Consider the following 24,646-nt stretch of genomic DNA (forward strand, 5'->3'; position numbering starts at 1 on the left):
GCATGCCGGATCTCTCGCACCGGGTCGGTGTCGTCACCGGCGGCGGGAAGGGGCTCGGGCGGGCCTTCGCGCTGCACCTGGCCTCGCTCGGCGCGGCGATCGTGGTCAACAACCGCAACCGCGAGGTCGACTCGGCCGGTCGGGTGGTGGCCGAGATCGAGGCCGCGGGCGGGCGCGCCGTGGCCGACTACAGCGACGTGGCCGACCCCCACGCCGGCGAGGACCTGGTCGCCCTCGCGCTCTCGGCGTTCGGTCGGCTCGACTTCTGTGTCACCAGCGCCGCGATCAGCGGGCCCGCCATGTTCCACAAGACCTCCGTGGACGCGTTCGCCGCCGTCCAGGCCGTCAACGTCCTCGGCACCGTCGGGGTGGTCGCCGCCGCCGCCAAGCACATGCGGGCCGCGGGCGGTGGGCGGATCGTCCTCGTGGCCAGCACCGCCGGACTGCACGGGGAGCCGACCGTGTCCGCCTACGCCGCCAGCAAGGGGGCGGTGATCGCCCTGGGCCGCACGATCGCCTGCGAAGGTGCACCGCGCGGGGTGTACACCAATGTGCTCCTGCCCTATGCGACGACGCAGATGACCGACGCCGGCATGGCCGACCGGTTCCGCGACTCCATGACGTCCGAGTCCGTCGCCCCGGTCGTGGCCGCGCTGGTCGACCCGGACGGCACCCTCAACGGCGAGGTGATCGTGGCCGCGAACGGTTCGCTGCGCGCGACCAGCTCCGTGGAATGGGGCACGGTCAGGGTGCCGGAGACGGTCGACGCCGCCGGGCTGGCCGCGCTGCTGGACACCAGCCGGGCCGGGAAGCCGCACGAATACCGCACCGCCCAGGACGCCTTCGCCGACTTCGCCGAGGAGACATTGCCGTGAGCGTTGCTGCTTTGGCGCTCAATCTGGGGCTGACCCTCGTGGCGGTTGTCGTGGTCATGGCGCTGACGATGGCTTATGCGCTTCGCAAGCAGGAGCAGAGCATCGTCGACACCATCTGGGGCCTCGGGTTCGTGGTCATCGCGATCGTGTCGTTCTTCCTCTCGGCCGCGTATGGCGACACCCGGCAGCGGGTGGTGGCCCTGGCGCTCACCGCGATCTGGGGTCTGCGGCTCGGCGGGTACATCTACGCGCGTAACCGGGGCAAGGGCGAGGACCCGCGCTACGCCGCACTGCTGAAGCGCAACCAGGGCAAACTGGTGCCGTACGTCGTCCGGACCATCTACTTCCCGCAGGGCGCCATCATGTGGGTCGTCTCGCTGCCGGTCCAGGTCGCTATGTACGTCGCGAAGCCGATCCCCGCCGTGCTGTGGGCCGGCGTGGTCGTCTGGGCGGTCGGGTTCGCGTTCGAGGCGATCGGCGACGCCCAGCTGGCCCGGTTCAAGCGCGACCCGGCGAACGCGGGCCGGCTCATGGACCGCGGGCTGTGGGCCTGGACCCGGCACCCGAACTACTTCGGCGACTCCGTCGTGTGGACCGGGCTGTTCCTGCTCGCCTGCTCGCACTGGCTCGGCCTGGTCACCGTCTTCGCACCTGCGCTGATGACTTACATGTTGGTCGCCAAGAGCGGGAAGGCGTTGCTGGAGCGGCGGATGAGCCGGTCGCGCGGGCCCGAGTACGCCGACTACCTGGCCCGCACGAGCGGATTCCTCCCCCGGCCGCCGAAAGCCCGGACCGTTTAGGAGACCGGCTCCAGGACGGGGCCCTCGGGGGTGTCGACCACGCGCCAGCCGGCCTCGGCGATCTCGGCGCGGATGCGGTCGGACTCGGCCCAGTCGCGGCGCTGCCTGGCGTCCTCACGCTGGGACAGGAGCGACTGCACCGTCGCATCGGCCGAGGCCGCGTCCGTCTGACCGGTCAGCTCCGGCCCGGTCAGCGTGCCGAGGCTGAGACCGAAGACGACCTCGGCCGCGGCCAGCAGCGCGGCCCGGTCGGCGTCCGGGAGGTCGGCGTCGCGGAGCGTGGTGTTGAGGTCGGCCAAGGCCCGCGGGGTGTTCAGGTCCTCGGCGACGGCCTCGTCGAGGCGGTGCAGGGCGGCCCGGCCGGCGTCCGTGGTCATCGCCGCCGCGGCTGCGGCCAGGGTCGGCAGGTCGGGCAGCGGGCGCAGGGACTCGGCCCGGCCGGCCAGGCGGCGCAGGGCGGCGACGGCACCGCGGACGGCGGCGTCGGTGAGCTCCAGCTGGCTGCGGTAGTGGGCGGTGAGCAGGAAGTAGCGGTAGGCGAGCGGGTGCACGCCGTCCTCGACGAGGTCCTCCAGCAGCGGCGCGCCGCCCTCGGACTTGGCCACCTTGCGGGCCCGTAGCAGGACGAACTCGTTGTGCAGCCACAGGGAGACCCACGGGGTGGCCGCGTCGCCGAGGTAGGCCTCGCTCTGCGCGATCTCGTTCACGTGGTGGATCTCGCGATGGTCGACGCCGCCGGTGTGGATGTCGAAGTGCCGGCCCAGCAGGTCGATGCTCATCACCGAGCACTCCAGGTGCCAGCCGGGGACGCCGGTCCCCCACGGCGAGTCCCAGCGCATGACCCGGCGCTGGCCCGGGGCCTCGGTGCGCCAGACGGCGAAGTCGGCCTTGTTGCGCTTGCCGGGGACGGTCTCCAGGCGGGCGCCCTCGCGCTGGCCCTCCATCGAGATCTGGGCCAGGGTGCCGTAGCCGGGCGAGCGGGACGTGTCGAAGTAGAGGCCGCTGTCGAGCTGGTAGGTGTAGCCGCGCTCGTCCAGCACCTTCGCGAACTCGATCATCTGCGGCACGTAGGCCGAGGCCCGGGGCAGGTCGGACGGCGTGCGGACGTTGAGCCGGCCGATGTCGCGCAGATAGGCCTCGGTGTAGTGGTCGGTGACCTCGCGGACCGACTTGAGCTCCCGGCGCGCGGCCGCCTCGACCTTGTCGTCGCCCAGGTCGGTCTCGCCGACCGTGTGGCCGACGTCGGTGATGTTGACGACCTGGCGGACGCGCAGGCCCTTCCACTCGAGGACCCGGCGGAGGGTGTCGCTGAAGACGTAGGGGCGCATGTTGCCGAGGTGGGCGTAGGAGTACACCGTCGGGCCGCAGGTGTAGAGGCCGACCTCGCCGGGGACGAGCGGGCGCAGCGGCTCCGCCTTGCGGGTGAGCGAGTTGTACAGCGAGATCGGTGCACCATCGGCCATGGAGCAAAACGGTACCAACCGGCGGTACCCCCGAAGCGTCAGGCGTTGAGATGCCGCCGCAGGAAGTCCAGTGCGTGCGCCAGCAGCCGCGACACGTGCATCTGCGAGAGCCCCACGACCTGGGCGATCTCGGCCTGGGTCTGGTTGCCGTAGAAGCGCAGGGCCAGGATCCGCTGCTCCCGCACCGGCAGCCGGGCGATCAGCCGGCGCAGGGCCTCGTGGTGCTCGACCAGCTCGTATTCGGGCGCGTAGGCCCCGACGGTCTCACCCACCGTGACCTGCGGCTCGCCGGACATCGCCGGCTCCTCCAGGGACAGCGGCCGGAACACGGCCCCGGCACCGTAGACCTCGAGCACGTCCCGCGGCGGCACGCCGAGGTGCGCGGCCAGCTCGGCGACGGACGGCGGGCGGCGCAGGGTCTGGGTGAGCTCCTCGCGGGCCCGGTTGAGGCGCAGCCGCAGGTCCTGCAGGCGGCGGGGGACGCGCACGCCGGAGGTGCGGTCGCGGAAGTACCGCTTCAGCTCCCCCAGGATCGTCGGTGTCGCGTAGGCCCCGAAGTCGACGCCGTGCTCGGGGTCGAAGTGGTCGACCGCCTTGACCAGCCCGAGCGCCGCCACCTGCATCAGGTCGCCGCGGGCCTCCGGCGGGCCGTAGCGGCGGGCCAGGCGGCGGGCCGCGGGCAGGCACACCTCGATCACGTCGTTGCGGGCCCGCTTGCGCGCCGGGTCACCCTCGGCCAGCTCCCGGAACCGCCGGACCAGCTCGGTGACCTCGGCCGGGAACTGCCCCGGCATCGCCGGCAGCCCCGCCAGCTCGACCACCTCACGCTGGAGCCGCTCCGGCGGCCAGCGGAACTCGTCGTACGCGGACAGCCGCTTGGCCGCCCCGACGATCTCCAGCGCGGCGAGGACCGCACCGCCCGTGCCGGCGATCCGCACGCACGCTCCGTGCTGCTCGGCCCGGCGGCGCAGATACAGCATGACCCGGATCGCGGCCGCGTCGAGCAGCCGCAGCCGCGCGACCTCCAGCACCACCTCGCGCGCCCCGGCGTCGAGTTCCCGGAATACGAGTTGGCGCAGGTAGGGCGCGGACGCGTAGTCCACGACGCCCGACAGCTCCAGCAGACACCGCTCCCCATCGAGCGACTGCCGCACAGACAGCTCCACGTTTCCCATCCTGTGCTGTGTCTTCAATGGCAACTAGTCCATCCTGCGACGTTTAACCGGCTCTCTTATACGAAGAGCGAAGATTCGATCCCTCTCCGGAGTGAATCCCGCGGAATCGATCGACAGTTGTCCCCCGCGCGAGCTACAAGCCGATGCCCACCGCGCGGGGACGTTTCGGCCGGGTGGTGGGCCATAGCGTCATCGGCATCGGCGCGGCAGGGAGCCGCGCACCTGGTGAAGGGGTTCACGATGACCGAGACTCAGACGGCGCCGACAGCCCGCCGGATCGGGCTGCGCCTGCTCGTCATGCTGGTGGTGTTCGGGATCGTGCTCGTGGCTTCGGCCGCCGTCAACGCCGTGGCCGCGGGCAACTTCGCGACCGCACTGATCTTCGGGGCGCTCACGGCGGCCGGTGGGCTGTGGGTGTACCGCTGGATCGTCGGCAAACTCGAACAGCGACCGGTCACCGAGATCGCCGCGGCGAACCTGCGGCCGCAGCTCCTGCGCTTCACCGCCGCCGGGATCGCCCTGTTCATGCTGACGATCGGGGTCATCGCGCTGTTCGGCGGGTACACGATCGAGGGCTGGGGCTCCTTCTGGGCGATGCTGGCCACCTTCGGCACCATGATCGGCGCCGCCGTGGCCGAGGAGCTCCTCTTCCGCGGCGCCCTGTTCCGCCTGGTCGAGGAGTGGCTGGGCACGTGGGTCGCGCTGGCCGTCTCCGGCGTGCTGTTCGGCGCCCTGCACCTGTTCAACCCCGGCGCCACCCTGTGGGGCGCCCTGGCCATCGCCGCCGAGGCCGGCCTGATGCTGGGCGCCGCCTACACCGCCACCCGCTCCCTGTGGGTCCCGATCGGCCTGCACCTGGGCTGGAACTTCGCCGAGTCGGGCCTCTTCGGCACCGTGGTCTCGGGCACGACCGGCACCCACGGCCTCCTGCGCGGCGCCGCGACCGGCTCCGACCTGATCAGCGGCGGCACCTTCGGCCCCGAGGGCAGCGTCATCGCCATCCTGGCCGGCGCCGTGGCCACGGCCCTGTTCCTCCGCCACGCCGCCCGCAACGGCCGCTTCGTCCACCGCGCTCGCCGTTGACGTGGCCACGACATGTCGGGCGCTCCGCGCCGCGACATGTCGGACTTATACCCCGGCAGGCGATAAACGCGATGTGTCGAGCGAAGCGGGGCGCGCAGCGCGCGACATATCGGCACCCGCAATGCGCACAGAGAGAGGTGGTTGGCGATGACCCCGGCGGCATCGATTCGGGACGGTCGCTACGCTGCGGGCGTGTTGCGTGTGCCGCTTGGTCGGCGGGGAGCGGCCGCGCTCGGGTGGTGGCGGGCGCGGAGTGTGCTGGTGCGGGACGGGGCTCTCGGGGTGCTGCTGGCGCTCATCGCGTTCGTGCCGCCGTTCGACGGGAACGGCACGCGGCTCGGGGAGCTGCCGCACCGGCCGGTCGACGGTCTGGCCGTGCTCGCCGTGCTCGCGCAGACCCTGCCGCTCGCCGGGCGGCGGCGGTGGCCGGCCGCCGTGCTCGCGGTGACCGCGGCCGGGTTCGCGGTGCAGGAGCTGCGGGGGTATCCGACGTTCGCCGGGGCCGGACTCCTGGTCGCGCTGTACAGCGCGGCGACGCACCAGGACCGGTTCCGGGGCTGGATGACGGTCCTGGCGGCCGGCGCGTACGTCGGGCTGGCCTTCGCGTTGCACGCGGCCGGCTCGCCGACGCCGTTCCAGGGTTATGCGCTGTTCTTCCTCCTGGTCGCGGTCGGGTGGGCGGCCGGGGCGCAGGTGCGGCGGTGGCGGATCGCGGAGGATGAGCGGCGGCGGGCGGCGGCGGCCGCGGCCCGGGCCGGCGAGCGGACCCGGATCGCGCAGGAGCTGCACGACGTCATCACCCATCACGTGACGGCGATGGTGGTGCAGGCCGATGCCGCGCAGTTCCTGGCCAAGGCGCCGGAGAAGGTGACGGCGAACCTGGAGGCGATCAGCGGTACCGGGCGGCGGGCCCTCAGCGAGCTGCGCGACCTGCTGGGCGTGCTGGACCCGGACCGGGTCGCGCCCCGCGGTGACCTGCCGACCCTGGCCGCGCTCCCCGATCTCGTCGCGCAGACCCGCACCGCCGGGCAGCCGGTCGAGCTCGTCGAGGACGGGCGGGCCGGCGGGCTGGGATCCGGGCGCGAGCTCACCGCCTACCGGGTCGTGCAGGAGGCGCTGACCAACGCGCTGAAGTACGCGCCCGGCCGGCCGACCCGCGTCCACCTCGCGCACCGCGGCGACAGCGTGCACATCAGCGTCAGCAACGACCCCGGACCGGCGCCGGCCCGACCGGTCGGCGGCTCCGGGCGTGGCCTCGAGGGGCTGCGCGACCGGGTCGAGATCCTCGGCGGCGAGCTGACCGCCGGCCCGACGTCCACCGGCGGCTTCATGGTGACCGCCCGCATCCCCGCCGGAGACACCACATGAGCGGTACGCAGCGAAGCGGAGTGGCCGCGACCCGGCCGGCACAGGTTCGGCTCAGGCCGGCGCCGGAGCTTGCGGAGGTGTCGGCATGAGCATCCGCGTCCTCGTCTGTGACGATCAGGCCTTGGTCCGCACCGGGTTCGTCACCATCCTCGACGCCCAGGAGGACCTCGAGGTCGTCGGTGAGGCCAGCGACGGGCGGGCGGCCGTCGACCTGGCCCGGCGGCTGCGGCCCGACGTCGTTGTGATGGACATCCGGATGCCGGTGCTGGACGGGATCGAGGCGACCCGGCAGCTGGCCGGCCCGGGCGTCGCCGAGCCGGTCAAGACCCTCGTCGTGACGACGTTCAACCTGGACGAGTACGTCTTCCAAGCCCTGCGCGCCGGCGCCAGCGGCTTCCTGCTCAAGGACGCCACCCCGCAGCAGCTCATCGCCGGCGTGCGGACCGTCGCGGCCGGCGAGGCCCTGCTCGCACCGGCGGTGACCCGGCAGCTCATCGGGCGGTTCGGGACGCGCGTCCGGCCGGCCGAGCCGGGGGCGGTCGCGGGGCAGGTTCTGGCGCCGCGGGAGCTGGAGGTGCTGCGGCTCATCGCGACCGGGCTGTCCAACGCCGAGATCGCGGCCACGCTGGTCATCAGCGGGGAGACCGTGAAGACGTACGTGTCGCGGATCCTGACGAAGCTCGACCTGCGCGACCGGGTGCAGGCGGTCGTGTACGCGTACCGGAACGGCCTGGCCGACCCCGAGTAGCCAGGTCGTCGCGCCGACGGCCGCGCAGGAATTCGCTGTGCGCGCTGGGCGGGGGCCGCTACTCGCAGCCGTCGTCGAACTCGCCAAGCCGGTCCGGGGCGACCATCCGGAGGTCGCCGACGTCGAGACCGTGCCGGCGGAGCAACTGTTGCAGGCCCCCGGTCGTCACGAAATGCTGAGCCCCCCACGGATCGACAGCTTCAAACCAGGTGCGGATGCCGGTTTCGTCCAGGTCGCAGACGGTCTCCTCGACCCGCCAGCCTCCGGCATGCAGCACGACACTCATGGTTCGATCATGACTCGGTGTTTCCGCTGGTCAAGACCCCGACCTGAACTACAGCAGTGGCATTTCCGCCGCTCTGCACACCCGGATGCCAACTGACGCTGGCCGCGCCGGTGCCGACCGCGTCCTGTCGCCGGTGTCGGCAGCGGTGGGGCGATGAGTGGCGGGCGAGAAGCAGAAGCTCAGAACGGCACGGCGGTGGTGAGCAGGCCGTCGCCGGTACCGCGGCCGGAAAGGATCCGGCAGAACTGCAGGGCGTCGAGAGCGATCGGCTCGTCCCCGTCGCCCCAACTGCCGCCGGCGGGACCGGTGAGCTCGAGGCGGAACGGGCGTCCGTGCCGAGCGGCCCACTCGCGCACGACGTCGTCGACGAGCCGCCCCTCGTGCGCGGCCGCCGGCTGCGGATCGAGGCCGGTCGCCGCGCAGATGTCCAGCCGGTGCATGAACGGATCGCGGGTCAGCACCACCCCGATCAGGAAGCCGAAGGTCCATCGCTCCAGTTGCCCGCCGACCAGCTGCAGCTCCGGCAGTGTCCGCCCGCCGACCAGCCGGACCAGGCGGCCTCGGTTGCGCACGGCCGGCGGAGCCAGCGTCCGCCACCGCGCGGCGAGCTCGGCAGTGGTCAGGCCGGCGTTCTGTCGCACCTGCAGCGCGGTGAGGTGGTCGACCGACACCGCCGCCTTGGCCCGCTTGGACTGCCACATCGAGGTCGACAGCTGCCCGGCGAACTGGCCCCAGCTCGCGACCATTCGCATCATGCCGAGCATGTGACCGGCCGTGTCGCGCACGTCCCAGCCGGTGTTGGCGGTCGGCGCCGACCACTGCGCGGGCTCAAGGCGATCGAAGAGCTCGGCGCAGCGGGCGTACTCGGCCGCGGCGAGCGAAGTTATTTCGGCCCGGTCGAGGCCCGCGCGGCGCGGTGCGGCGGCGCTGCGGGGTAAGGCGGTGGTGGTCATGGCCGGCTCCTCTCGCTGGTGATGCCGACGTTGTCGGCGTACATGTCGATGGCGCGGTCGAGCAGCCCGGACCAGCGGGTGCCGCCGGGGTCGTTGGCGAGCTGGGCGTCGACCAGGCCGCCGACGATCGCGACGAAGAGGTCGATGTCGTCCTGTCCGCGCACGCCGTGGCGGGCCATGCGGGCGATGAAGTCCTGCATGACGGCGACGGACGGCGCGTAGGCGTCGGGGCTCGGGGTGAAGCCGGGGATCGTGCGCTGGTTCATGAGCTGGTGGCGGGCCGGGAAGTCCACCGCGAAGTCGAAGAAGACCCGGGCGTAGAAGCGCAGCGCGGCCCGGCTCTCGCGCGGCTCGTCCGCCTCGGCCGTCTTGGCGTACACCAGGTACTGCGTCCAGGCGTCGCCGAACATCGCGTCGTAGATGGCGTGCTTGGAGGCAAAGTGGGTGTACAGCGACGGCGGCCTCATGCCCACCAGGCCGGCCACGTCGCGCAGGGTGACCTCGGCCAGCCCCTTCTCGCGGGCGACCACCCAGGCGGCGTCGATGATCTCGCGACGGGTCGCCGTACGCCGTTCGGATCTCCTATCTCGATTCGCTTCGCCTAACATGATTAGGAGTATCGAATGCGTGCGAGGCCACTGTCAATGGGTCACTCGATGCGGCGAATGTGTGCAACACGGGCGAAAAGCGGCCATCCGCCGCTGTGCGATCTCGCGAGGCTCACCGTCGCACTTGGACAACGCCGGGCCGACAACGTCATCGGCGGCCCCGGCGACACGCCGAGGAGAAATCTCAGCCATCATCGGACCCCTGCAGGTTTGTCAGAGCGGGAACGCTGGAGGTGGCGGCGCCCAGAGGCGTTGGGGATCATGATGGCGTGACCGAGATACCTGCGCCTGGGGATCCGATCTCGTACGTTCCGCCGGGCTTCTTCACGCCCCAAGACCGCAAGAAGTGGGCCGAGAAGCACTGGTTGAACGTGCCTGGCCCCTTCTACACAGGCCAGACCGATACCTGTTGGACCGGTCGGCTGTCAGCGCCCCGTCACGTACTGTACGGCGGCGAGTACTACAGCGAGTTCGTGTACCGCCAGCCCAAGACCCGGGCGGAGGTCGAGTGCCTGCTGTCGGCCGCTGTGGAGGACCCGTTCGACGGCTACGCCTGCGACGGCAATTCACGGTGGACACCGGACGCCGTCCGCGCGTGGTGGGACGCGCGAGGCCAGGTCGAGGAGCATGTCGCGGCGCTGGTCGACGAGTGGACCGCCGGCGGGGCGAACGCGGATGAGCTCGAGGCCGCCGAAGGCGCGCGTGACTTTCTCGCATACCTGTCCGGTGACCTCAAGACCGACCTTCGAGCCTTCATGTTCCGGCTGCAACACGGCCGGTACCCGGATACTGATGATCAGCTCCCCGATCTCTGAGCCGGAGCCCACTTCACAGCCCAGGCAGGACTCAGGCACACATTTTTCTTCGCCAGGATCACGTGCGCGCACATCGGCATTTCAGCGCACCGGCCGCGTCGACGTCCGTGACCCAACGTGGCCCTTCGAGCGTGCTTGCGCGCGGCGGCCACGGTGCCACGCCCGTCGGTGAGGCCGCACGGCACGAACCCGACCACATCCGCGGCTGCTCCGGTGGTGGATCTGGGTTGGTCGGTCGGCGGACGGGCTTGCGGCGCCGAGTGTTAACGCCGCACGCGGCCCATCGCGTTGTTGAGGCAGAGGGGGTGGGGCATGGACGACTTCGCCGAGTTCGTGGCGGCCCGGTCGCGGCTGAGGTGGGCGTCGTTGTCGCAGGCGGTGCCGGCCGAGCTGCCCGCGGGCCCGTTCGCTCGTGACCTAAACTCGATCGGTTGAGTAGGATTAAGACATGCTGCTCTGGTACATCCCGAACGAGAATCGGCCCGGCCACCGTGGCGACGACGTCGTCGACGGGCACAACAGCCTGGAGACGCTGACCGAGCACGCCCGGGCCCTGGAAGCGTACGGCTGGGACGGTGCGCTGCTCGGGGCCGGGTGGGGGCGGCCCGACACGTTCACCGTCGCCACGGCGCTCGCCGCGCGCACGACGACGTTCCGGCCGCTGATCGCGATCCGGCCCGGGTACTGGCGGCCGGCCCAGTTCGCGGCGGCCGCGGCGACGCTCGACCACCTCAGCGGCGGGCGGGTGCTCGTCAACGTCGTCACGGGGCGCGACGACCTGGCGGCGTACGGCGACGACACGACCGACCGGGCCGCGCGCTATGAACGGACGCGGGAGTTCCTGCGGCTCGTCCGGCTCCTGTGGACGCGCGACGACGTGGAGTACCACGGGAAGCATTTTGCTGTCAGTGGCTCGACGGTGACTCCCCGTCCGGTGAAGCCGCCGCGGCTGTTCTTCGGGGGTGCCTCGGCGGAGGCCGAGTGGGTGGCCGCCGCCGAGGCCGACGTGCAGCTGTTCTGGGGGGAGCCGCTCGACGGGGTGCGGGAGCGGATCGCCCGGCTGCGTGCGCTGGAGGCCGAGGTGGGCCGGGAGCACGCGCCGCTGGACTTCGGGCTGCGGATCACGACGGTCGTCCGGGACACGGCCGCGGAGGCGTGGGCGGAGGCCGAGGCCCGGGTCGCGACGATGGCCGCGACCGGAGTCGCCCGCAGCGCCGACTGGGACGCGGCCGTGGGGCAGAGCCGGCTGCAGGAGCTGGCGGCGCGCGGTGACGTGCTCGACGACAACCTGTACACGGCGCCGGGGCGGGTCGGCGGGGCCGGGGCCGGCACCACGTGGCTCGTCGGCTCGGCCGCGGACGTCGCGAAGTCCCTCAACCGCTACCGCGAGCTGGGCGTCACGCACTTCGTGCTCTCGGACACGCCGTATCTGCCGGAGATCGCGCGGCAGGGGGATCAGCTGGTGCCATTGCTGCGGTGACCCCGTGTCAGGAGGCCACCGCACACAACGGGTCAGTCCTTGTCGGACTCCAGCACGCCGCCGTTCGCGACGTCGGACTTCTCGATCTCCAGGAACAGGATCCGGACCGACGGCCGCTTCGCGTTGAGGATCTGCACAGCCGCGGCCGTCACGGCCTCGGCGAACTCGCGGCGCTGGTCCAGGGTGCGACCGGACAGCAGTTCCACGGTGATGTTTGGCATTGACGCTCCAAGATGTCTATGACGAAAGTTCGAGGCGGGCCGCGGGCGCGCCGAGGGCCAGGGACACCGCGTCGGCGGCGGCCGTCACCTCGGCGATCAGGGCCTCGCTGGCCAGGTCGAGCTCGAACGACAGCGCCGAGATGGAGATGCCGCCGAGCACGTTGCCGGTGTGGTCGAAGACCGCGGCGCCGATGCAGCGGATCTCGGTGTCGTTCTCGCCGTCGTCGACCGCGTAGCCGTGGACGCGAGCCGCTCCCAGCTGCTCGCGCAGCACCGCCGGGTCGGTGATCGACCGTGCGGTGATGGCGGCCAGGCCGGTGCGCCCGACGATCGCGGCGGTCTCGGCGTCGTCCAGCTGGGCCAGCACGACCTTGCCGATCGCGGTGGTGTGCAGCGGGACGCTCATGCCGACGCGGGACTTCATCTGGTACGGCCGGCGGCCCTCGATCTTGTCGACATAGACGATCTCGTCGCCGCCGCGGATCGCGAAGTGCACGGTCATGCCGGTGCGGTCGCGCAGGTCGCGCAGGGCGGCGCGGGCGTGCTGGGCCGGGTCGAAGCGGCTCATCACCCGGCCCGCGAGGGTCAGGATGCGCGGGCCCGGCAGGTAGCCGCCGTTGCCGTCGGCCAGCGCGAACCCCCAGCCGATCAGCGACTGCAGGATGCGGTGGACGGTCGACTTCGGCAGGCCCGAGGCGGCCGCGATGTCGGTCAGCCGGCTGTGCTCGGCCAGGGCCTCCAGCACGGTCAGGGCCTTGTCGATGGACCCGCTGGGCATCCCGGTCGTCACCGGACCACCCTATCTTCACCGGGCCATCCAGCCGCCGTCGACGACGAGCACGTGACCGGCCACGTAGTCCGCGGCCGGGGACGCCAGGAAGACGGCGGCGCCGGCGAGGTCCTCGGGGCTCCCCCAGCGGCCGGCCGGGATCCGGTCGCGGATGGCCCGCTCCCGATCGGCGTCGGCCCGCAACGGGTCCGTGTTGGCCGTCTCGATGTATCCCGGCGCGATCGCGTTGACCTGCACACCTTGGGCGCTCCACTCGTTGGCCAGGGCGCGGGTCAGCCCGGCCACGGCGTGCTTGCTCGCGGTGTAGCCGGCGACGTTGAGCCCGCCCTGGAACGACAGCAGCGACGCCACCGTGATCACCTTGCCGCGGCCGCGGGCGAGCATGCCCGCGCCGAGGGCCCGGGTGAGCACGAAGACGGCGTCGAGGTTCACCGCGAGGACGCCCCGCCAGGTGTCGTACGTCTGCTGCAGCGCCGGCGACCGGTGGATCACGCCGGCGTTGTTGACCAGGATGTCCACGGCCCCGAGGGCGGCCGCGGCGACGGCGAGCGCCTCCGGCTCGGCCGCGAGGTCCTGGACCCAGCGCTCGGCGGTCCGGCCTTCCCGCCGTACCGCCGAAGCCACTTCGTCCAGGTCGGCGTCGCGCCGGCCGTGCAGGACCACGTCGGCCCCGGCCCGGGCCAGCCCGATCGCGATCGCCCGCCCGATGCCCTTGCCCGCCCCGGTCACCAGCGCGACCCGCCCGGCCAGGTCGAACGGGGTCACCGCAGATCCTGGACGGCGACGACCTCGACGTCGTCGTACGCCTGGTTCTCCCCGCCCATCGCCCACACGAACGCGTAGTTGCGCGTGCCGAAGCCGCAGTGGACGGACCACGGCGGCGAGATCACGGCATCGCCACCGGCCAGGATGAGGTTGCGGGTGGCATCGGGCCGCCCCATCAGGTGTACGACGCGCTGGTCCGCGGGGAGATCGAAGTAGAAGTACACCTCGGTGCGGCGGTCGTGCACGTGGCACGGCATCGTGTTCCACATGCTGCCGGGGGCCAGCACCGTCACCCCGAGCACCAGTTGACTGCTGCGGATGCCGTTGAGGTGGATGTACTTGTAGATCGTGCGCTCGTTGGAGCCCTCGATCCCGCCGAGCTTGACCGGCTCGGCGTCGGCCAGCCCCGCGCAGCGCGTCGGATAGGCCGCGTGGGCCGGGGTCGAGACCAGGTAGTAGCTCGCCCCGTGCCCGGCGAACGCCACGTCCCGCGCGCCGCGGCCGACGTACAGGCACTCCTTCGGCGCCAGCTCGAACTGTTCGCCGTCGACGGTCACGCGGCCGGTCGCCGTGCCCACGTTGACGACGCCGAGCTCGCGGCGCTCCAGGAAGTACTCCGAGCGCAGTGCACCCGGATTGGGCAGCGCGACGCTCTCCGTGCCGGGCGTGACTCCGCCGACGACCAGGCGGTCGTGGTGGCTGTACACGAGGCGGACCATCGCCCCGGCGACCAGGCCCGGCACCAGGAAGCGCCCCCGCAGCTCCTCGGTGCCCATCCGGTCGACGTCCTCCGGGGACGACGCGTGGCGCACTTCCATGTAAGACTCCGTTCCATCGTACAGAAGCTTGTTCCGTCTCACGGAACACAGTACAGTCCGTCAATGTCTCCGGACACCCCTGAAACCGGAAGGACTTCGCGCCATGGACAGGCGGCACTTCATCAAGATCTCCGTCGGCACGGCTGCCGCGGCCTCCCTGGCCGCCTGTGGCAGCAGCGGCGGCGGCAGCGGTGGTAAGACCGACGTGCGGCTCGGCGACACCGTGAACGACAGCAACCCGGAGATCGCGGCCGAGAAGTACTTCGGCGAGCGGCTCGCGAACCTGACCGGCAACGCCTACACGGTCAAGGTCTTCCCCAACGGCACGCTCGGCGACCACAACCGGATGAACGAGCAGGTCCGCAACGGCACCCTGCAGATGACCAAGACGCTGTTCGCCAACCTGACCGCGTTCGACAAGCGGCTCGGCGTGCTCTCGGTGCCCTACGCGTTCACCAAGCAGGCCGACCTCTTCACCGCACTCGCCGGCGACCTGGGCAAGAACCTCGCCTCCGTCCTCGACGGCTACGACCTCAAGGTGCTGGGCTGGTTCGACTCCGGCGCCCGCAACGTCTACAACAAGAAGCACGCCATCAAGACCCCGGCCGACCTCAAGGGCATGCGCATCCGGGTGCCGCAGGACGCCGTCGCCATCGACACGTTCAACACCCTCGGCGCCCAGGCCACGCCCCTGGCCACCAACGAGATCTACTCGGCGCTGCAGCAGGGCGTCATCGACGGCGCCGAGAACAACCCGATCTTCTACGTGACGAACAAGCACGTGGAGGAGGCCAAGTTCTGGTCCTGGACCCGCCACCAGTTCGGCATCGACGCGCTGCTGGTGAGCAAGAAGTGGTTCAACGACCAGTCCAAGGAGCACCAGGACGCCTTCGTGCAGGCCGGCAAGGAGGCCGAGCAGCGCGAGCGGGAGCTGTGGACCGACGAGACCGACAAGTATGTCAAAGAGGCCACCGACAAGGGCGCGAAGATCAACGACGACGTCGACGTCGCCGCGTTCCAGCAGGCCGTGAAGCCCGTGCTGGAGAAGAACCGCGCCACGTTCGGCGACCTGGTGAAGTACCTCCCGGTGGCCTGACGTGTCGAAAGTCCTGCGCGTTGTCGAGAACGCGCTCATCTTCGCCCTGCTCGCGGGCACCGTCCTGGTGATCCTCGCGCAGGTGTTCTTCCGCTACGCCCTGGAGCAGCCGCTGTCGTGGTCCAACGAGGTGGCGACCGACCTGCTGGTGTACATCGCGTTCGTCGGGTTCGCCATCGGGATCCGTGACAACGCCCACGTGGCCCTGCACCTGTTCGAGCGCCGCATCGGGGCTCGGACGCGGCGCTGGCTGCGGGTCGCCGAACTGCTCGTGCTGGGCGTGGTCCTGGCCTGCATCGGGATCGGCGGCGCGATGTACCTGTGGGAGCAGCGCGACGTCGTCTCCCCCGTCGGCATCCCGTTGTGGGCGGCCTTCCTGCCGCTGCCCCTCGGTGCCGTGCTCGGGCTGATCCACATCGTCACGCACATCGTCGATCTCGCGCGCGGCGCCGATGTACCAGAGGTTGTCGAGGTGGCGGCATGAGCTTCGGGCTGGCTTTCCTGGGCATCATCGCGTTCATCGTGCTGGGCGTGCCGATCGTGGCCGCCCTGGGCGCGGTCGGGCTCATCCAGGCCAGCACCGACGACGTGCCGCTGTCCATCGCCTCGCAGGCGGTGTTCCACGGCCTGAACTCGTTCACGCTGCTGGCGATCCCGCTGTTCGTGCTCACCGGCGAGATCCTGCACCGGTCGGGCGCGGCCGAGCGGCTCATCCGCTTCGTCACGATGCTCGTCGGCTGGATGACCGGCGGGCTCGGGATGAGCGTGGTCGCCTCGACCATGCTGTTCTCCGGCCTGTCCGGCTCGGTGAACGCCGACGCGGCCGCGATCGGCTCGACGATGATCCCGCCGATGACGAAAGCCGGGTACCGCCGGCCGTGGTCGGCCTCGATCGTGGCGGCCGCGTCGGGGACGGGCATCCTCATCCCGCCCTCGATCACCATGATCGTCCTGGGTACCGTCGCCAACCTCTCGATCCGCGACCTGTTCCTGGCCTCGCTGGTCCCCGCGGTGGTCGTGGCGATCGGCAAGGGCTTCGTCATCTACTTCTACGCCAAGTATCGCGAGCCGACCACCGAGCGGGTCCGGGTCACCCCGGGCGAGCTGGGCCGGGCCGGCCTGGCCGCCCTGCCGCCGCTCATCGCCCCGGTCATCATCCTCGGCGGGATCCTCTGGGGCGTCTTCACCGCGACCGAGGCGGCCGCCGTCGCCGTCCTCTACGCGACCTTGCTGGCTCTGGTGTACCGCACGATCCCGCGCGGTGAGTGGACGTCCGTGTTCGTCAACGCGGGCCGCACCTCGGGCGTGGTGCTGTCGCTGGTCGGGGTGGCGCAGCTGCTGGCCTACATGCTCGCCTACGACCAGGTCGAGGTCGTCCTGGCCGAGTGGGCCGGGCAGTTCACCGGCAACTACTTCCTGTTCGTCACGATCGTGATGATCCTGTTCTGGATCCTCGGCGCGCTCCTCGACGGCGTGCCGGCTCTCGTCGTGCTCATCCCGCTGTTCATGCCCCTGGCCCGCGACGCCGGCATGGGCGAGCTGCACTTCGCCATCTTCAGCCTGGCGGTGTTCGGCATCTCCCTGGTCACGCCGCCGCTGGGGTCGGCCTGCTTCATCGTGTGCGGTATCGCCCGGATCAAGATCGTGGACATGCTGCGGCCGATGCTGCCGTTCATGGCCGTCATGTTCGCCACGATCATCCTGCTGGCGTACGTCCCGGCGTTCTCGGAGTGGATACCGTCCCAGTTCGCCAGGTAGGTCCGGCGGGGGGGGTGTATGTACCCCCCGCCGGGAGTGTCAGCGGGCAGCCTCGTCGAGACGGGCGCGGACGCTCGCGGTGTCGGCCTGGGCGTCGCGGTAGGGCTGGACGTAGACGGGCGTGTCCCGCTCGGAGCGCCAGCTGTCGGCCAGGGTCCCGCCGTCGACGGCGTCGTAGCCGATGGTGTCCAGGAACTCGGTGGCCGCGCGCTTCGCGTCCGGGGCGTCACCGAAGATCGGCAGCGCGGCGCGGTCCGCGGTGCCGCTCGGGCGGCCCTGCTCGGCGAGGTGCTTGAAGTAGATGTTGTTGAAGCCCTTGACGACCTTCGCGGTGCCGAGATGCTCCTGGAGCAGGCCGCTGGTGGTGGCGGTACCGCTGTCGAGCTCGGCGATCTGCCCGTCGCGCTCCGGGTAGTAGTTGTTCGTGTCGATGACCACCTTGCCCGCGAGCGGCTCGGCCGGCACGTCCCGATACGCCTTCAGCGGCACGGTCACCACGACGATGTCCCCGGCCGCCGCCGCCTCCGCCGGGCGGGCCGCGCGAGCCTTCGGCCCGAGCGCCGCGACCAGGTCGGCCAGGGTCTCCGGCCCGCGCGAGTTGCTCAGCACCACGTCGTAGCCGGCGTCGACGGCCAGCTTGGCCACGGTGCTGCCGATGTTGCCGCTGCCGATGAGTCCGATCGTTGTCATACCCCGCGCAACCTATTGTTTTGGTGGGGCATTCCGGAAATCAGCGATGTGATCCTCGACCCATTCCCGGTAGCCACGCGCCGGCGCACCGAGGATCGCTTCGACGGTCGTGGTGTGATGCGGCCGGTGGTACCGGCTCGCGAGCACGACATCGACGAACGCGGCCGGCATCCAGGCCCGCATGCGCGCCCGCTCCTCCGCTTCGCTGCCCTCCTCCCAGCGCAGGTCCCGGCCGAGCACCCGCGCGATGATCGGCACCAGCCCGGCCCGGATGTGCACCTCGGGCCCGGTCAGCACATACCGCTGCCCGGCATGCCCGTCCCCGGTGAGCGCCGCGACCGCGACGGCGGCCAGATCGCGCTCGTGCAACAACGTGAGCGCCGCGTCGCCGTGGCTCCCGCGAACCACGTCACCGCCCCGGATCTGCGGCACCCACTCAAGAGTGTTGGCGGCGAACTGCCCCGGACGCAGAAACGTCCACTCGACCCCGGCCCGCTCCACGAGATCCTCGAGGTCTTTGTGAAGCTCGCCGATGGGGTTCGGTTCGCCGACGGGGTTTCGTTCGCCGACCACCGCCGACGACAGCAGCACGATCCGCTTGGCGTGCACGGCCAGCCGGTCGATGACGGCCGGTGCGGCCGCGGACGGCAGATTTCGCCAGAGGAGGAAGACGGTTTCGGCCGGCGGGATCGTCTCGGGTCTGGTCAGGTCGCCGCGCACGGCCCGCACACCGTCGTCCTCGATCGTGCGCGCGAACGCGGTGACCGGCGTGCCCTGAGCACGCAACTGCGCGACAACGTGCCGGCCGACGTTGCCGGTCGCACCGGTGACAAGCACCGAAGCCTTCGAATGCATAGCAGCGAACCTAGCGACCCGAGCTATCCCCGAGATAGCTCATACCTACAGGTAAGCTCCGGTCGTGCGGGGTGGCTTCGAGGTCAAAGTGGGCAGCGGCGACGACCCGGGTGACGTATTCAACAACGCCTGCCCGGGCCGCGTGGTGTTCGAGCACGTCACGAACCGCTGGGGAATGCTGATCCTGGCCCTGCTGCACGACGGCGAGCTGCGCTTCTACGAAGTGCGCGACCGCATCGGCGGGATCACCGAGAAGATGCTGGCGCAGAACCTCCGGACGTTGTCCCGGGACGGCCTGGTCTACCGCACGGTCCGGGCGACCGCGCCCCCCAGCGTGACGTACGGGCTGACACCGCTGGGCCACGGGCTGGCCATCCGGCTGGCCGAGGTGGTGACCTGGATCCGGGACAACGTCGACGAGATCGGGGCGGCGCAGCGCGTCCACGACGCCCACCGCGACCCGTGAGCGCATCGCGCCCTGAGCCTGCAACAAACCTGCACACGCCCAGCCATTGACCGACTTCTCTTGATCTCGGAACGTGTTCAGGAAAGCGCATTCCCTGACCGAAGGAGGTCACCGTGCGGAAAGCGCAACTCGTCCAGGCTGGACTCGCCACCGGTGCCGCCGTGGCGGTGGTCGTGGCGCTGGCCTCGGCCGCCAGTGCCGCCACGCTCTTCTCCGACGACTTCAACGACGGTAACGCCAACGGCTGGAGCACGTCCGGCGGCAGCTGGTCGGCCGGCTCCGGCGCCTACGCGCAGAGCAGCTCCAGCGCCTCCGCCAAGGCCCTGGCCGGCAGTACCACCTGGTCCACCACAACAGTGACGGCCAGGGTCACCGCGTCCACGTTCGGCGGCTCGGCATCGCGCGGGATCGGCGTCGCCGCCCGGGCCCAGAGCTCGTCGAACTTCTACGCGCTCGTCCTCACCGCCAACGCCGTACAGATCAGGAAGGGCGCGACGACCACGCTCGCGTCCGCGCCGTTCAGCGCCGCCACCGGCACCGCCTACACGCTGTCCCTGGCCGCCAACGGCAGCGCGCTCACCGGCTCGGTCAACGGCACCCAGGTCGTCGCGGCCACCGACACCTCCTACAGCACCGGCCGCGTGGGACTTCTGGCCAACTACGTCGCCGGCGCCTTCGACGACGTGGTCGTCAGCGACGCCGCCGGGCCCGCCCCGACGTCAGCGTCGCCGACACCTTCGGTCAGTACCGGTCCCCCGCCGCCGGTGGGCTCGGCCGTCGGCTGGGGCGCGGGGACGACCGGCGGCGCGGCCGGACCGACGGTCACCGTGAGCACGTTCGCCGACTTCCGCGCCCAGGCCCAGGCCGCGGGCGCCCGCACGATCCTCGTCAACGGCGCGCTCACCGGCTCCGGCACCGTCGAGATCAGCGCCGACAAGACGATCCGCGGCGTCGGCGCGAACTCGGGCATCTCCGGCGCGACCCTGAACATCGAGGACATGGCCCCGGCGAACGTCATCATCCAGAACCTGAACATCCGCGGCGTACTCGGCAACGACGCCATCCAGATCGAGAACGCCGACCACATCTGGATCGACCACAACACCATGTGGAGCACGATCGAGAACGACCCGGACGTCTACGACGGGATGATCGACATCACCCACGCCGGCGACTACGTCACGGTCAGCTGGAACATCATCCGTGACCACTGGAAGACGTCACTGGTCGGCCACTCCGACGGCAACGCCTCCGAGGACACCGGCCACCTGCGCGTGACGTACCACCACAACTGGTTCGACAACACGTTCGAACGCAGCCCCCGCGTCCGCTTCGGCGAGACGGTCCACGTGTACAACAACTACTACACGAACATCAACCACAACACGTCCTCCTACGCCATCGCCTCCACGATGAACGCCGGCCTCCTGGTCGAGGCCAACGTGTTCGAGAACGTCCAGCAGGCCTGCTGGTCAGCCAGCGGCTACGCCGACTCGGCCCCGGGCCGCCTGGTCGCCCGCAACAACTCCCTCACCAACTCCGGCCCGTGCGAGACCAACGGCACGGTCGCCGCGATCCCCTACGCGTACACGGCCCAGGACGTCTCGACGGTGAAGGCGTCGGTCACCTCCGGCGCGGGAGCCGGCAAGCTGTAAGGCTCCGCAGACGCGGCCCGGGCGCGGTGAGCGTCCGGGCCGGCCGCTGTGGCACCCTCGTGCCCATGCGGCTCACGGATCAGGCAAGGCGCGCGGTCGAGCTCGCCGCGAAGGCGGCCGGCGGCCAGGTCGCCGCGTGGCATCTGCTGCTCGGCCTGGCCGAAGCCGAAGGCGGTGCCAAACACGCGCTCGGCGCGGACGTCGAGACCCTTCGAGCCGCGGGTGCCGCGCGCTTCCCGCCCGAGCCCATTGGTGGTGGCGGCGTCGTGTTCGCCGCGGAGGCCAAGGCCGTGATCGAGGCGGCCATGCAGCGCGCCCGGGCCGACAACCGCACCGCCGTCACCACCATCGACCTGCTCACAGTCCTGCTGGAAGGGCCGGCCGCGCAACTGATACACACCGCGCCGTCGCTGTCCGACCACGCGAAGTGCTGCCCGGAGACGGTGGCCAGTTGCATCGCGCCGGTACTGGAAGAGCTTCGCGACCGCGCGGCCGATGTCCCCAGGCGGGCGTGGCTGGGCAGCCTGACGGCCGCACTGCTGCTCTGGACCTTGTTGTACGCGGGTCTGCTCGCCACCACCTGGAACACCTCCGGCCCCGAGATCGTGCTCGCCGTGGCCGGCGGCTTCATCGTGCTGGTGCTGCTCACCGTCCCGCTGCAGGTGCTCCGGCGGATCAGGCAGTCGACGGCCAGGTCCGAGGCGGCGGTGCCGCTGCCCGACAACGCGGAGGTGCTGCTCAAACGCCTCGGTCTGCGGAAGCTGCAGGTGTACGTCCACGAAGGATTCGGCGGGGATCGGTGCTACCGGCTGGGGCGGCGAGCGGTCGTGCTCATCTCCGCGCACACTGAGCGCGATCCCGGCCGGGCCCGGTTCGTGCTCTGGCACGAGGTGGCGCACCTCGCCCGCCGGGACAGCGAGATCTGGATCGTCTCCGGGCTGCTCGGGCTCGGTGCGCTGTTCGGGGCGTTGCTGAGCTTCGATCCGCGGGCGATGCTGCTGGCCGGGTTCGGCACACCGGTACTGTCCGTCGCCGGGCGCTGGTGGGCGGAGGCCGCCTGCGACCGGCTCGCCGTGCGGCAGGTCGGTGCGGCCGCCATGCGCGCGTGGGCCACGGATTTCCGGGCGGTCCTGGCCGCGGCCCGGCGGGGTGACGCCACCGTGCGCGGGAACCGGCTGCGCGGCTGGCTCACCCACCCGCCGCTGCGGCTGCGCACCGCCCTGCGGCAACGGTGAGGCCGAATCCGGGAAGAAGTCAGGGTTTGCGCGCGACCACACCGACGATGCCCAGGTCCTGGCTGACCGGGCGGGGGGCGTCGGGGTCCTCGGGGTGCCAGTCAGCGACGGGAACGATCCCGGGTTCGACGAGCTCCAGCCCGCGGAGGTATCCGGCGAGCACCGCCCGTGACCGCGCCCGCACGTCGGTGCCGCGGGCGGCGAACATGCGCTCGTAGGCCTCGATACCCTCGGCGTTGCTGAAGTCCATCGTGCCGTGGCTGAGCACGACGAAGCTCCCCGGCGCCAGCGGCTCGATCAGCTGCCGGGTGATGTCGGCGACCTGCGCGTCGTCGTGCACGAAGTGCAGGGTCGTGACCAGCAGCAGCGCGACCGGCTGGGCCAGGTCGAGGGTGTCGCGCAGCTCCTTGTGCTCGAGGATCACGGCCGGCTCCCGGATGTCGGCCTCGATGTACGCGGTCCGCCCCCGCGGGTCCCCGACCAGCAGCGCCTGCGCGTGCATCATGACGATCGGGTCGTTGTCGACGTACACCACGCGGGCGTCCGCCGAGACCCGCTGCGCGACCTCGTGGGTGTTGTCCGGCGCGGGCAGTCCCGTGCCGATGTCGAGGAACTGCCGCACGCCGGCCTCGGCGACGTATCGCACGGCCCGCCGCAGGAACGCCCGGTTGGCCCGGGCCAGCTCCACGACCGCGGGAAACGCCCGGGCGATGGCGTCGCCGGACTCCCGGTCGGCCGCGAAGTGGTCCTTGCCGCCGAGCCAGTAGCTGTATCGCCGCGCGGGGTGCGGCACCGACGTGTCGATCCGGGTGTGTTCCATCACCAAGGAAGGTAATCGATCGCTAGGGAAACTGGCTATACTGAACGTGACGCCGTGTGATGTTTGCGGCCGTCCCGGACGAGTGGAGTCGTACCCGGCCTGACAAGACGACCACCAGAAAGTCCAGGTGCCGTCACCATGCCGTGGATCATCCTCGTCATCTCAGGCCTCTTCGAGTCGGTGTGGGCCATCGCCCTGAGCCGCTCCGCCGGCTTCACCCGCCCCATCCCCACCGCCACGTTCGCCGTAGCTCTGGCCCTGAGCATGGCCGGCCTCGGCTACGCCCTCCGCTCGATCCCGGTCGGCACCGGCTACGCGGTCTGGGTCGGCATCGGCGCGGCCGGCACCGCGGTCGCCGGCATGCTCTGGCTGGGCGACTCCGCCGGCCTCCCCAGAATCCTCGCCCTCCTCCTGGTCGTCGCCGGCGTCATCGGGTTGAAGATCTTCCACTAGCCCCCGACCTGCAGCCAGGCGGCGTTGATGGCGAAGACGCGGGACGGGAACCGGCCGAAGCCGGTGTCTTTGCCGGTTCGGATGCGGTCCTCGACGCGGGCATGGGCGTGGTGGCGGGCTTCATCCCAACCTCCCGCGGTCTTGGCTTCAGCCATTGCGGTCGGCCTGGATCGCCTGTAGCTGAACGACATCCGCACGGCGGTCCGACAGAGCGCCTAGTTCGTCGGGTGCGCGGTCCGCATCAACAGCCGAACGAACAGTGCAGCGCGGTGCCCCGCCGACCTGGACTGATCGAACATCGGCCGGTTCAGCGTGGCCCAGCCGAAGAGGCCAGCGCCGTCCAGAAGCATGTGCGACGGCCGGCGAATTGGCGTTCGTTCGAGATCATCAGATAAAGTGCGCCCGCTGTTAGCGGTTGGGACTACGCGTAGTCGCGCCGTTACGTATTGTGATTGGCACAGCTTACCGGACGTCTGTCGTCGTTGAGGAGCACGGACCCCCTTGAGCCCGGACCGTTCATGGCATCGAGCATGCGTCAGCGAGCACAATTGTGTAGAAGTTTCGTTTATTGGCCCCTTGGTCCGCGTGCGGAGCTCAAACCTTCCCGCCGCAGTCGTAGCGTTTTCGGCTGCGGATTGGCGATCATTCGTCACCTCGGTGAAAGAGGGGACGCTCGGCCATGCCGTCCGTCATGGGTTCGTGGCAGCGGGCGGGCGGTCCGTTCTTGATCGCCCGTAGGTACTCTTCATTCACGATCGCCCGGAATCGATCGCGTCGCGGCCAGCGGCGCTGCGGATCATGCCAGTCGCCGTACCGCTCCCAATACATTCGCGGCACTTCGGAGTCGAAGTAAGATCGTAGATTTACTCGGAGTTCACGCTCATTGATGACTCGATCTTCCCACGCGAACTCCCAATTCAGGACAACAAATCCTGCGAAGTAGAACAGTCGCTCGTCCACGTGTGCGGGCGCGAAGCGGGATCCCCAGCACTGCGAGTATGCCGGCGTGCGCATCGAGAGCAGCACAGTCTCGCGATTGCGCCGCCGGTGATCATCACGAAGCGCCCGCCGGAAGCTGTTACGCTGCACAGCCAGCGAGGCTGACACCACGATGAGCGCGGCGGTCGACAATAGTGCCGATGCCTGACCATATGCCTGACCGATGTCGCCGAGACGCGCCCAGTCGCGGTCGTCGTCGTATAGGGAATAGATGAGCAGCGGCGACCAGGCAACCAGGCTGAAGGCAGCAATGATTGCGGTGGCGAGCGTCGCCAGAAGCAAGAGCTTCGCCAGCAGGCGCACCGTCCCGTCGAGATCCACCGGCTTCCGCGCCGTCATGGCGCCCCCTCGCGAAAGGTACCTCTTCGCAG

Annotated in this window: 30 protein-coding genes and 1 riboswitch; of the genes, 16 read left to right on the forward strand and 14 right to left on the reverse strand. The window is 70.7% G+C overall.

The features are described 5' to 3' along the window. The first annotated feature begins 2 nt into the window (after positions 1–2). Entirely contained in the window at positions 3–875 is an 873-nt protein-coding gene (locus tag ACIA8L_RS51200; RefSeq protein WP_395916866.1) for an SDR family NAD(P)-dependent oxidoreductase, read from the forward strand. Beyond that, positions 872–1,675, forward strand: coding sequence for a DUF1295 domain-containing protein (locus ACIA8L_RS51205; RefSeq protein WP_395916777.1), 804 nt, complete (start codon positions 872–874; stop codon positions 1,673–1,675). Before ACIA8L_RS51200 ends, ACIA8L_RS51205 begins: the two co-directional genes overlap by 4 nt. Here ACIA8L_RS51205 and cysS read toward each other — a convergent pair. Continuing rightward, positions 1,672–3,138: a cysteine--tRNA ligase gene (cysS, locus tag ACIA8L_RS51210; protein ID WP_395916779.1), complete on the reverse strand. Its 1,467-nt coding sequence runs from the start codon at positions 3,136–3,138 to the stop codon at positions 1,672–1,674. The two genes, ACIA8L_RS51205 and cysS, sit on opposite strands and share 4 nt — an antisense overlap. A gap of 38 nt (positions 3,139–3,176) precedes the next feature. Further along, positions 3,177–4,304, reverse strand: coding sequence for a SigB/SigF/SigG family RNA polymerase sigma factor (locus ACIA8L_RS51215; protein WP_395916781.1), 1,128 nt, complete (start codon positions 4,302–4,304; stop codon positions 3,177–3,179). A 291-nt stretch (positions 4,305–4,595) separates the two neighbouring features. Between ACIA8L_RS51215 and ACIA8L_RS51220 the strand changes: the two genes are divergently transcribed. The 3 genes from ACIA8L_RS51220 (at position 4,596) to ACIA8L_RS51230 (ending at position 7,512) form a co-directional block, all read left to right on the forward strand. Continuing rightward, on the forward strand, positions 4,596–5,396 hold the full coding sequence (locus ACIA8L_RS51220; protein WP_395916868.1) for a lysostaphin resistance A-like protein: 801 nt from the start codon (positions 4,596–4,598) through the stop codon (positions 5,394–5,396). A 192-nt stretch (positions 5,397–5,588) separates the two neighbouring features. Further along, positions 5,589–6,764, forward strand: a complete 1,176-nt coding sequence (locus ACIA8L_RS51225; RefSeq protein ID WP_395916783.1) for a sensor histidine kinase — start codon at positions 5,589–5,591, stop codon at positions 6,762–6,764. 85 nt (positions 6,765–6,849) lie between these two features. Continuing rightward, positions 6,850–7,512, forward strand: a complete 663-nt coding sequence (locus tag ACIA8L_RS51230) for a response regulator (RefSeq protein ID WP_395916784.1) — start codon at positions 6,850–6,852, stop codon at positions 7,510–7,512. Positions 7,513–7,570: 58 nt separating this feature from the next. Here the strand turns inward: ACIA8L_RS51230 and ACIA8L_RS51235 are convergent, their stop codons facing one another. The 3 genes from ACIA8L_RS51235 to ACIA8L_RS51245 form a co-directional block, all read right to left on the reverse strand. Further along, a complete protein-coding gene (locus ACIA8L_RS51235; RefSeq protein ID WP_395916786.1) occupies positions 7,571–7,798 on the reverse strand; it encodes a hypothetical protein in 228 nt (75 codons plus the stop codon). A gap of 179 nt (positions 7,799–7,977) precedes the next feature. Then, entirely contained in the window at positions 7,978–8,751 is a 774-nt protein-coding gene (locus ACIA8L_RS51240) for a maleylpyruvate isomerase family mycothiol-dependent enzyme (protein ID WP_395916788.1), read from the reverse strand. Further along, the gene (locus ACIA8L_RS51245; RefSeq protein WP_395916790.1) at positions 8,748–9,359 is read right to left on the reverse strand and encodes a TetR/AcrR family transcriptional regulator; all 612 of its coding nucleotides are present in this window, start codon (positions 9,357–9,359) and stop codon (positions 8,748–8,750) included. The genes ACIA8L_RS51240 and ACIA8L_RS51245 overlap by 4 nt, the downstream gene beginning before the upstream one ends. Before the next feature lie 269 nt (positions 9,360–9,628). On the opposite strand from ACIA8L_RS51245, the gene ACIA8L_RS51250 reads away from it, so the two are divergent. From ACIA8L_RS51250 to ACIA8L_RS51260, 3 genes are all read left to right on the forward strand, one after another. Further along, positions 9,629–10,174 carry a hypothetical protein gene (locus tag ACIA8L_RS51250; protein ID WP_395916791.1) on the forward strand — a complete coding sequence of 182 codons (546 nt, stop codon included), beginning with the start codon at positions 9,629–9,631 and terminating at the stop codon, positions 10,172–10,174. 312 nt (positions 10,175–10,486) lie between these two features. Then, positions 10,487–10,609: a hypothetical protein gene (locus ACIA8L_RS51255; protein WP_395916793.1), complete on the forward strand. Its 123-nt coding sequence runs from the start codon at positions 10,487–10,489 to the stop codon at positions 10,607–10,609. A gap of 13 nt (positions 10,610–10,622) precedes the next feature. Beyond that, positions 10,623–11,654, forward strand: coding sequence for an LLM class flavin-dependent oxidoreductase (locus ACIA8L_RS51260; RefSeq protein WP_395916794.1), 1,032 nt, complete (start codon positions 10,623–10,625; stop codon positions 11,652–11,654). Between the two features lie 32 nt (positions 11,655–11,686). Here the strand turns inward: ACIA8L_RS51260 and ACIA8L_RS51265 are convergent, their stop codons facing one another. From ACIA8L_RS51265 to kduI, 4 genes are read right to left on the reverse strand one after another with little or no spacing between them, the layout of a single operon-like run. Then, the gene (locus ACIA8L_RS51265; RefSeq protein WP_395916795.1) at positions 11,687–11,875 is read right to left on the reverse strand and encodes a tautomerase family protein; all 189 of its coding nucleotides are present in this window, start codon (positions 11,873–11,875) and stop codon (positions 11,687–11,689) included. Between the two features lie 16 nt (positions 11,876–11,891). After that, positions 11,892–12,665 (reverse strand): IclR family transcriptional regulator, encoded by a 774-nt coding sequence (locus ACIA8L_RS51270; protein ID WP_395916797.1) that lies wholly within the window; start codon positions 12,663–12,665, stop codon positions 11,892–11,894. 15 nt (positions 12,666–12,680) lie between these two features. Further along, positions 12,681–13,430: an SDR family oxidoreductase gene (locus tag ACIA8L_RS51275; RefSeq protein ID WP_395916799.1), complete on the reverse strand. Its 750-nt coding sequence runs from the start codon at positions 13,428–13,430 to the stop codon at positions 12,681–12,683. Further along, the gene (gene kduI / locus ACIA8L_RS51280; protein ID WP_395916800.1) at positions 13,427–14,248 is read right to left on the reverse strand and encodes a 5-dehydro-4-deoxy-D-glucuronate isomerase; all 822 of its coding nucleotides are present in this window, start codon (positions 14,246–14,248) and stop codon (positions 13,427–13,429) included. The genes ACIA8L_RS51275 and kduI overlap by 4 nt, the downstream gene beginning before the upstream one ends. A 103-nt stretch (positions 14,249–14,351) precedes the next feature. Between kduI and ACIA8L_RS51285 the strand changes: the two genes are divergently transcribed. From ACIA8L_RS51285 to ACIA8L_RS51295, 3 genes are read left to right on the forward strand one after another with little or no spacing between them, the layout of a single operon-like run. Continuing rightward, positions 14,352–15,344 (forward strand): TRAP transporter substrate-binding protein, encoded by a 993-nt coding sequence (locus ACIA8L_RS51285; RefSeq protein WP_395916802.1) that lies wholly within the window; start codon positions 14,352–14,354, stop codon positions 15,342–15,344. 1 nt (position 15,345) lies between these two features. Next, on the forward strand, positions 15,346–15,828 hold the full coding sequence (locus ACIA8L_RS51290) for a TRAP transporter small permease (protein WP_395916804.1): 483 nt from the start codon (positions 15,346–15,348) through the stop codon (positions 15,826–15,828). Beyond that, on the forward strand, positions 15,825–17,102 hold the full coding sequence (locus ACIA8L_RS51295) for a TRAP transporter large permease (protein ID WP_395916805.1): 1,278 nt from the start codon (positions 15,825–15,827) through the stop codon (positions 17,100–17,102). The genes ACIA8L_RS51290 and ACIA8L_RS51295 overlap by 4 nt, the downstream gene beginning before the upstream one ends. Before the next feature lie 39 nt (positions 17,103–17,141). Here the strand turns inward: ACIA8L_RS51295 and ACIA8L_RS51300 are convergent, their stop codons facing one another. Further along, the gene (locus ACIA8L_RS51300; protein WP_395916807.1) at positions 17,142–17,792 is read right to left on the reverse strand and encodes an NADPH-dependent F420 reductase; all 651 of its coding nucleotides are present in this window, start codon (positions 17,790–17,792) and stop codon (positions 17,142–17,144) included. A gap of 12 nt (positions 17,793–17,804) precedes the next feature. Next, positions 17,805–18,647, reverse strand: a complete 843-nt coding sequence (locus tag ACIA8L_RS51305; RefSeq protein WP_395916808.1) for an SDR family oxidoreductase — start codon at positions 18,645–18,647, stop codon at positions 17,805–17,807. A gap of 64 nt (positions 18,648–18,711) precedes the next feature. On the opposite strand from ACIA8L_RS51305, the gene ACIA8L_RS51310 reads away from it, so the two are divergent. From ACIA8L_RS51310 to ACIA8L_RS51320, 3 genes are all read left to right on the forward strand, one after another. After that, the gene (locus ACIA8L_RS51310; protein WP_395916810.1) at positions 18,712–19,113 is read left to right on the forward strand and encodes a winged helix-turn-helix transcriptional regulator; all 402 of its coding nucleotides are present in this window, start codon (positions 18,712–18,714) and stop codon (positions 19,111–19,113) included. 113 nt (positions 19,114–19,226) lie between these two features. Then, complete coding sequence (locus ACIA8L_RS51315; protein WP_395916812.1) at positions 19,227–20,768, forward strand: polysaccharide lyase family 1 protein; 1,542 nt, start codon at positions 19,227–19,229, stop codon at positions 20,766–20,768. 65 nt (positions 20,769–20,833) lie between these two features. Further along, positions 20,834–22,003, forward strand: a complete 1,170-nt coding sequence (locus ACIA8L_RS51320; protein ID WP_395916814.1) for a hypothetical protein — start codon at positions 20,834–20,836, stop codon at positions 22,001–22,003. A gap of 19 nt (positions 22,004–22,022) precedes the next feature. Here the strand turns inward: ACIA8L_RS51320 and ACIA8L_RS51325 are convergent, their stop codons facing one another. After that, entirely contained in the window at positions 22,023–22,823 is an 801-nt protein-coding gene (locus ACIA8L_RS51325; RefSeq protein ID WP_395916815.1) for an SAM-dependent methyltransferase, read from the reverse strand. A gap of 46 nt (positions 22,824–22,869) precedes the next feature. Further along, positions 22,870–22,939, forward strand: a riboswitch (guanidine-III (ykkC-III) riboswitch). Positions 22,940–22,961: 22 nt separating this feature from the next. On the opposite strand from ACIA8L_RS51325, the gene ACIA8L_RS51330 reads away from it, so the two are divergent. Beyond that, positions 22,962–23,276: a DMT family transporter gene (locus ACIA8L_RS51330; RefSeq protein WP_395916817.1), complete on the forward strand. Its 315-nt coding sequence runs from the start codon at positions 22,962–22,964 to the stop codon at positions 23,274–23,276. Here the strand turns inward: ACIA8L_RS51330 and ACIA8L_RS51335 are convergent. Continuing rightward, positions 23,273–23,431, reverse strand: coding sequence for a hypothetical protein (locus ACIA8L_RS51335; protein ID WP_395916870.1), 159 nt, complete (start codon positions 23,429–23,431; stop codon positions 23,273–23,275). The genes ACIA8L_RS51330 and ACIA8L_RS51335 overlap by 4 nt on opposite strands. Before the next feature lie 346 nt (positions 23,432–23,777). On the opposite strand from ACIA8L_RS51335, the gene ACIA8L_RS51340 reads away from it, so the two are divergent. Next, positions 23,778–24,014, forward strand: a complete 237-nt coding sequence (locus ACIA8L_RS51340; protein ID WP_395916819.1) for a DUF397 domain-containing protein — start codon at positions 23,778–23,780, stop codon at positions 24,012–24,014. Here the strand turns inward: ACIA8L_RS51340 and ACIA8L_RS51345 are convergent. Further along, on the reverse strand, positions 23,919–24,614 hold the full coding sequence (locus ACIA8L_RS51345; protein WP_395916821.1) for a DUF6082 family protein: 696 nt from the start codon (positions 24,612–24,614) through the stop codon (positions 23,919–23,921). The two genes, ACIA8L_RS51340 and ACIA8L_RS51345, sit on opposite strands and share 96 nt — an antisense overlap. Between the last annotated feature and the right edge of the window lie 32 nt (positions 24,615–24,646).

Origin of the sequence: Dactylosporangium sp. NPDC051541 (assembly GCF_044454505.1) — a bacterium.
Classification (GTDB): Bacteria; Actinomycetota; Actinomycetes; order Mycobacteriales; family Micromonosporaceae; genus Dactylosporangium.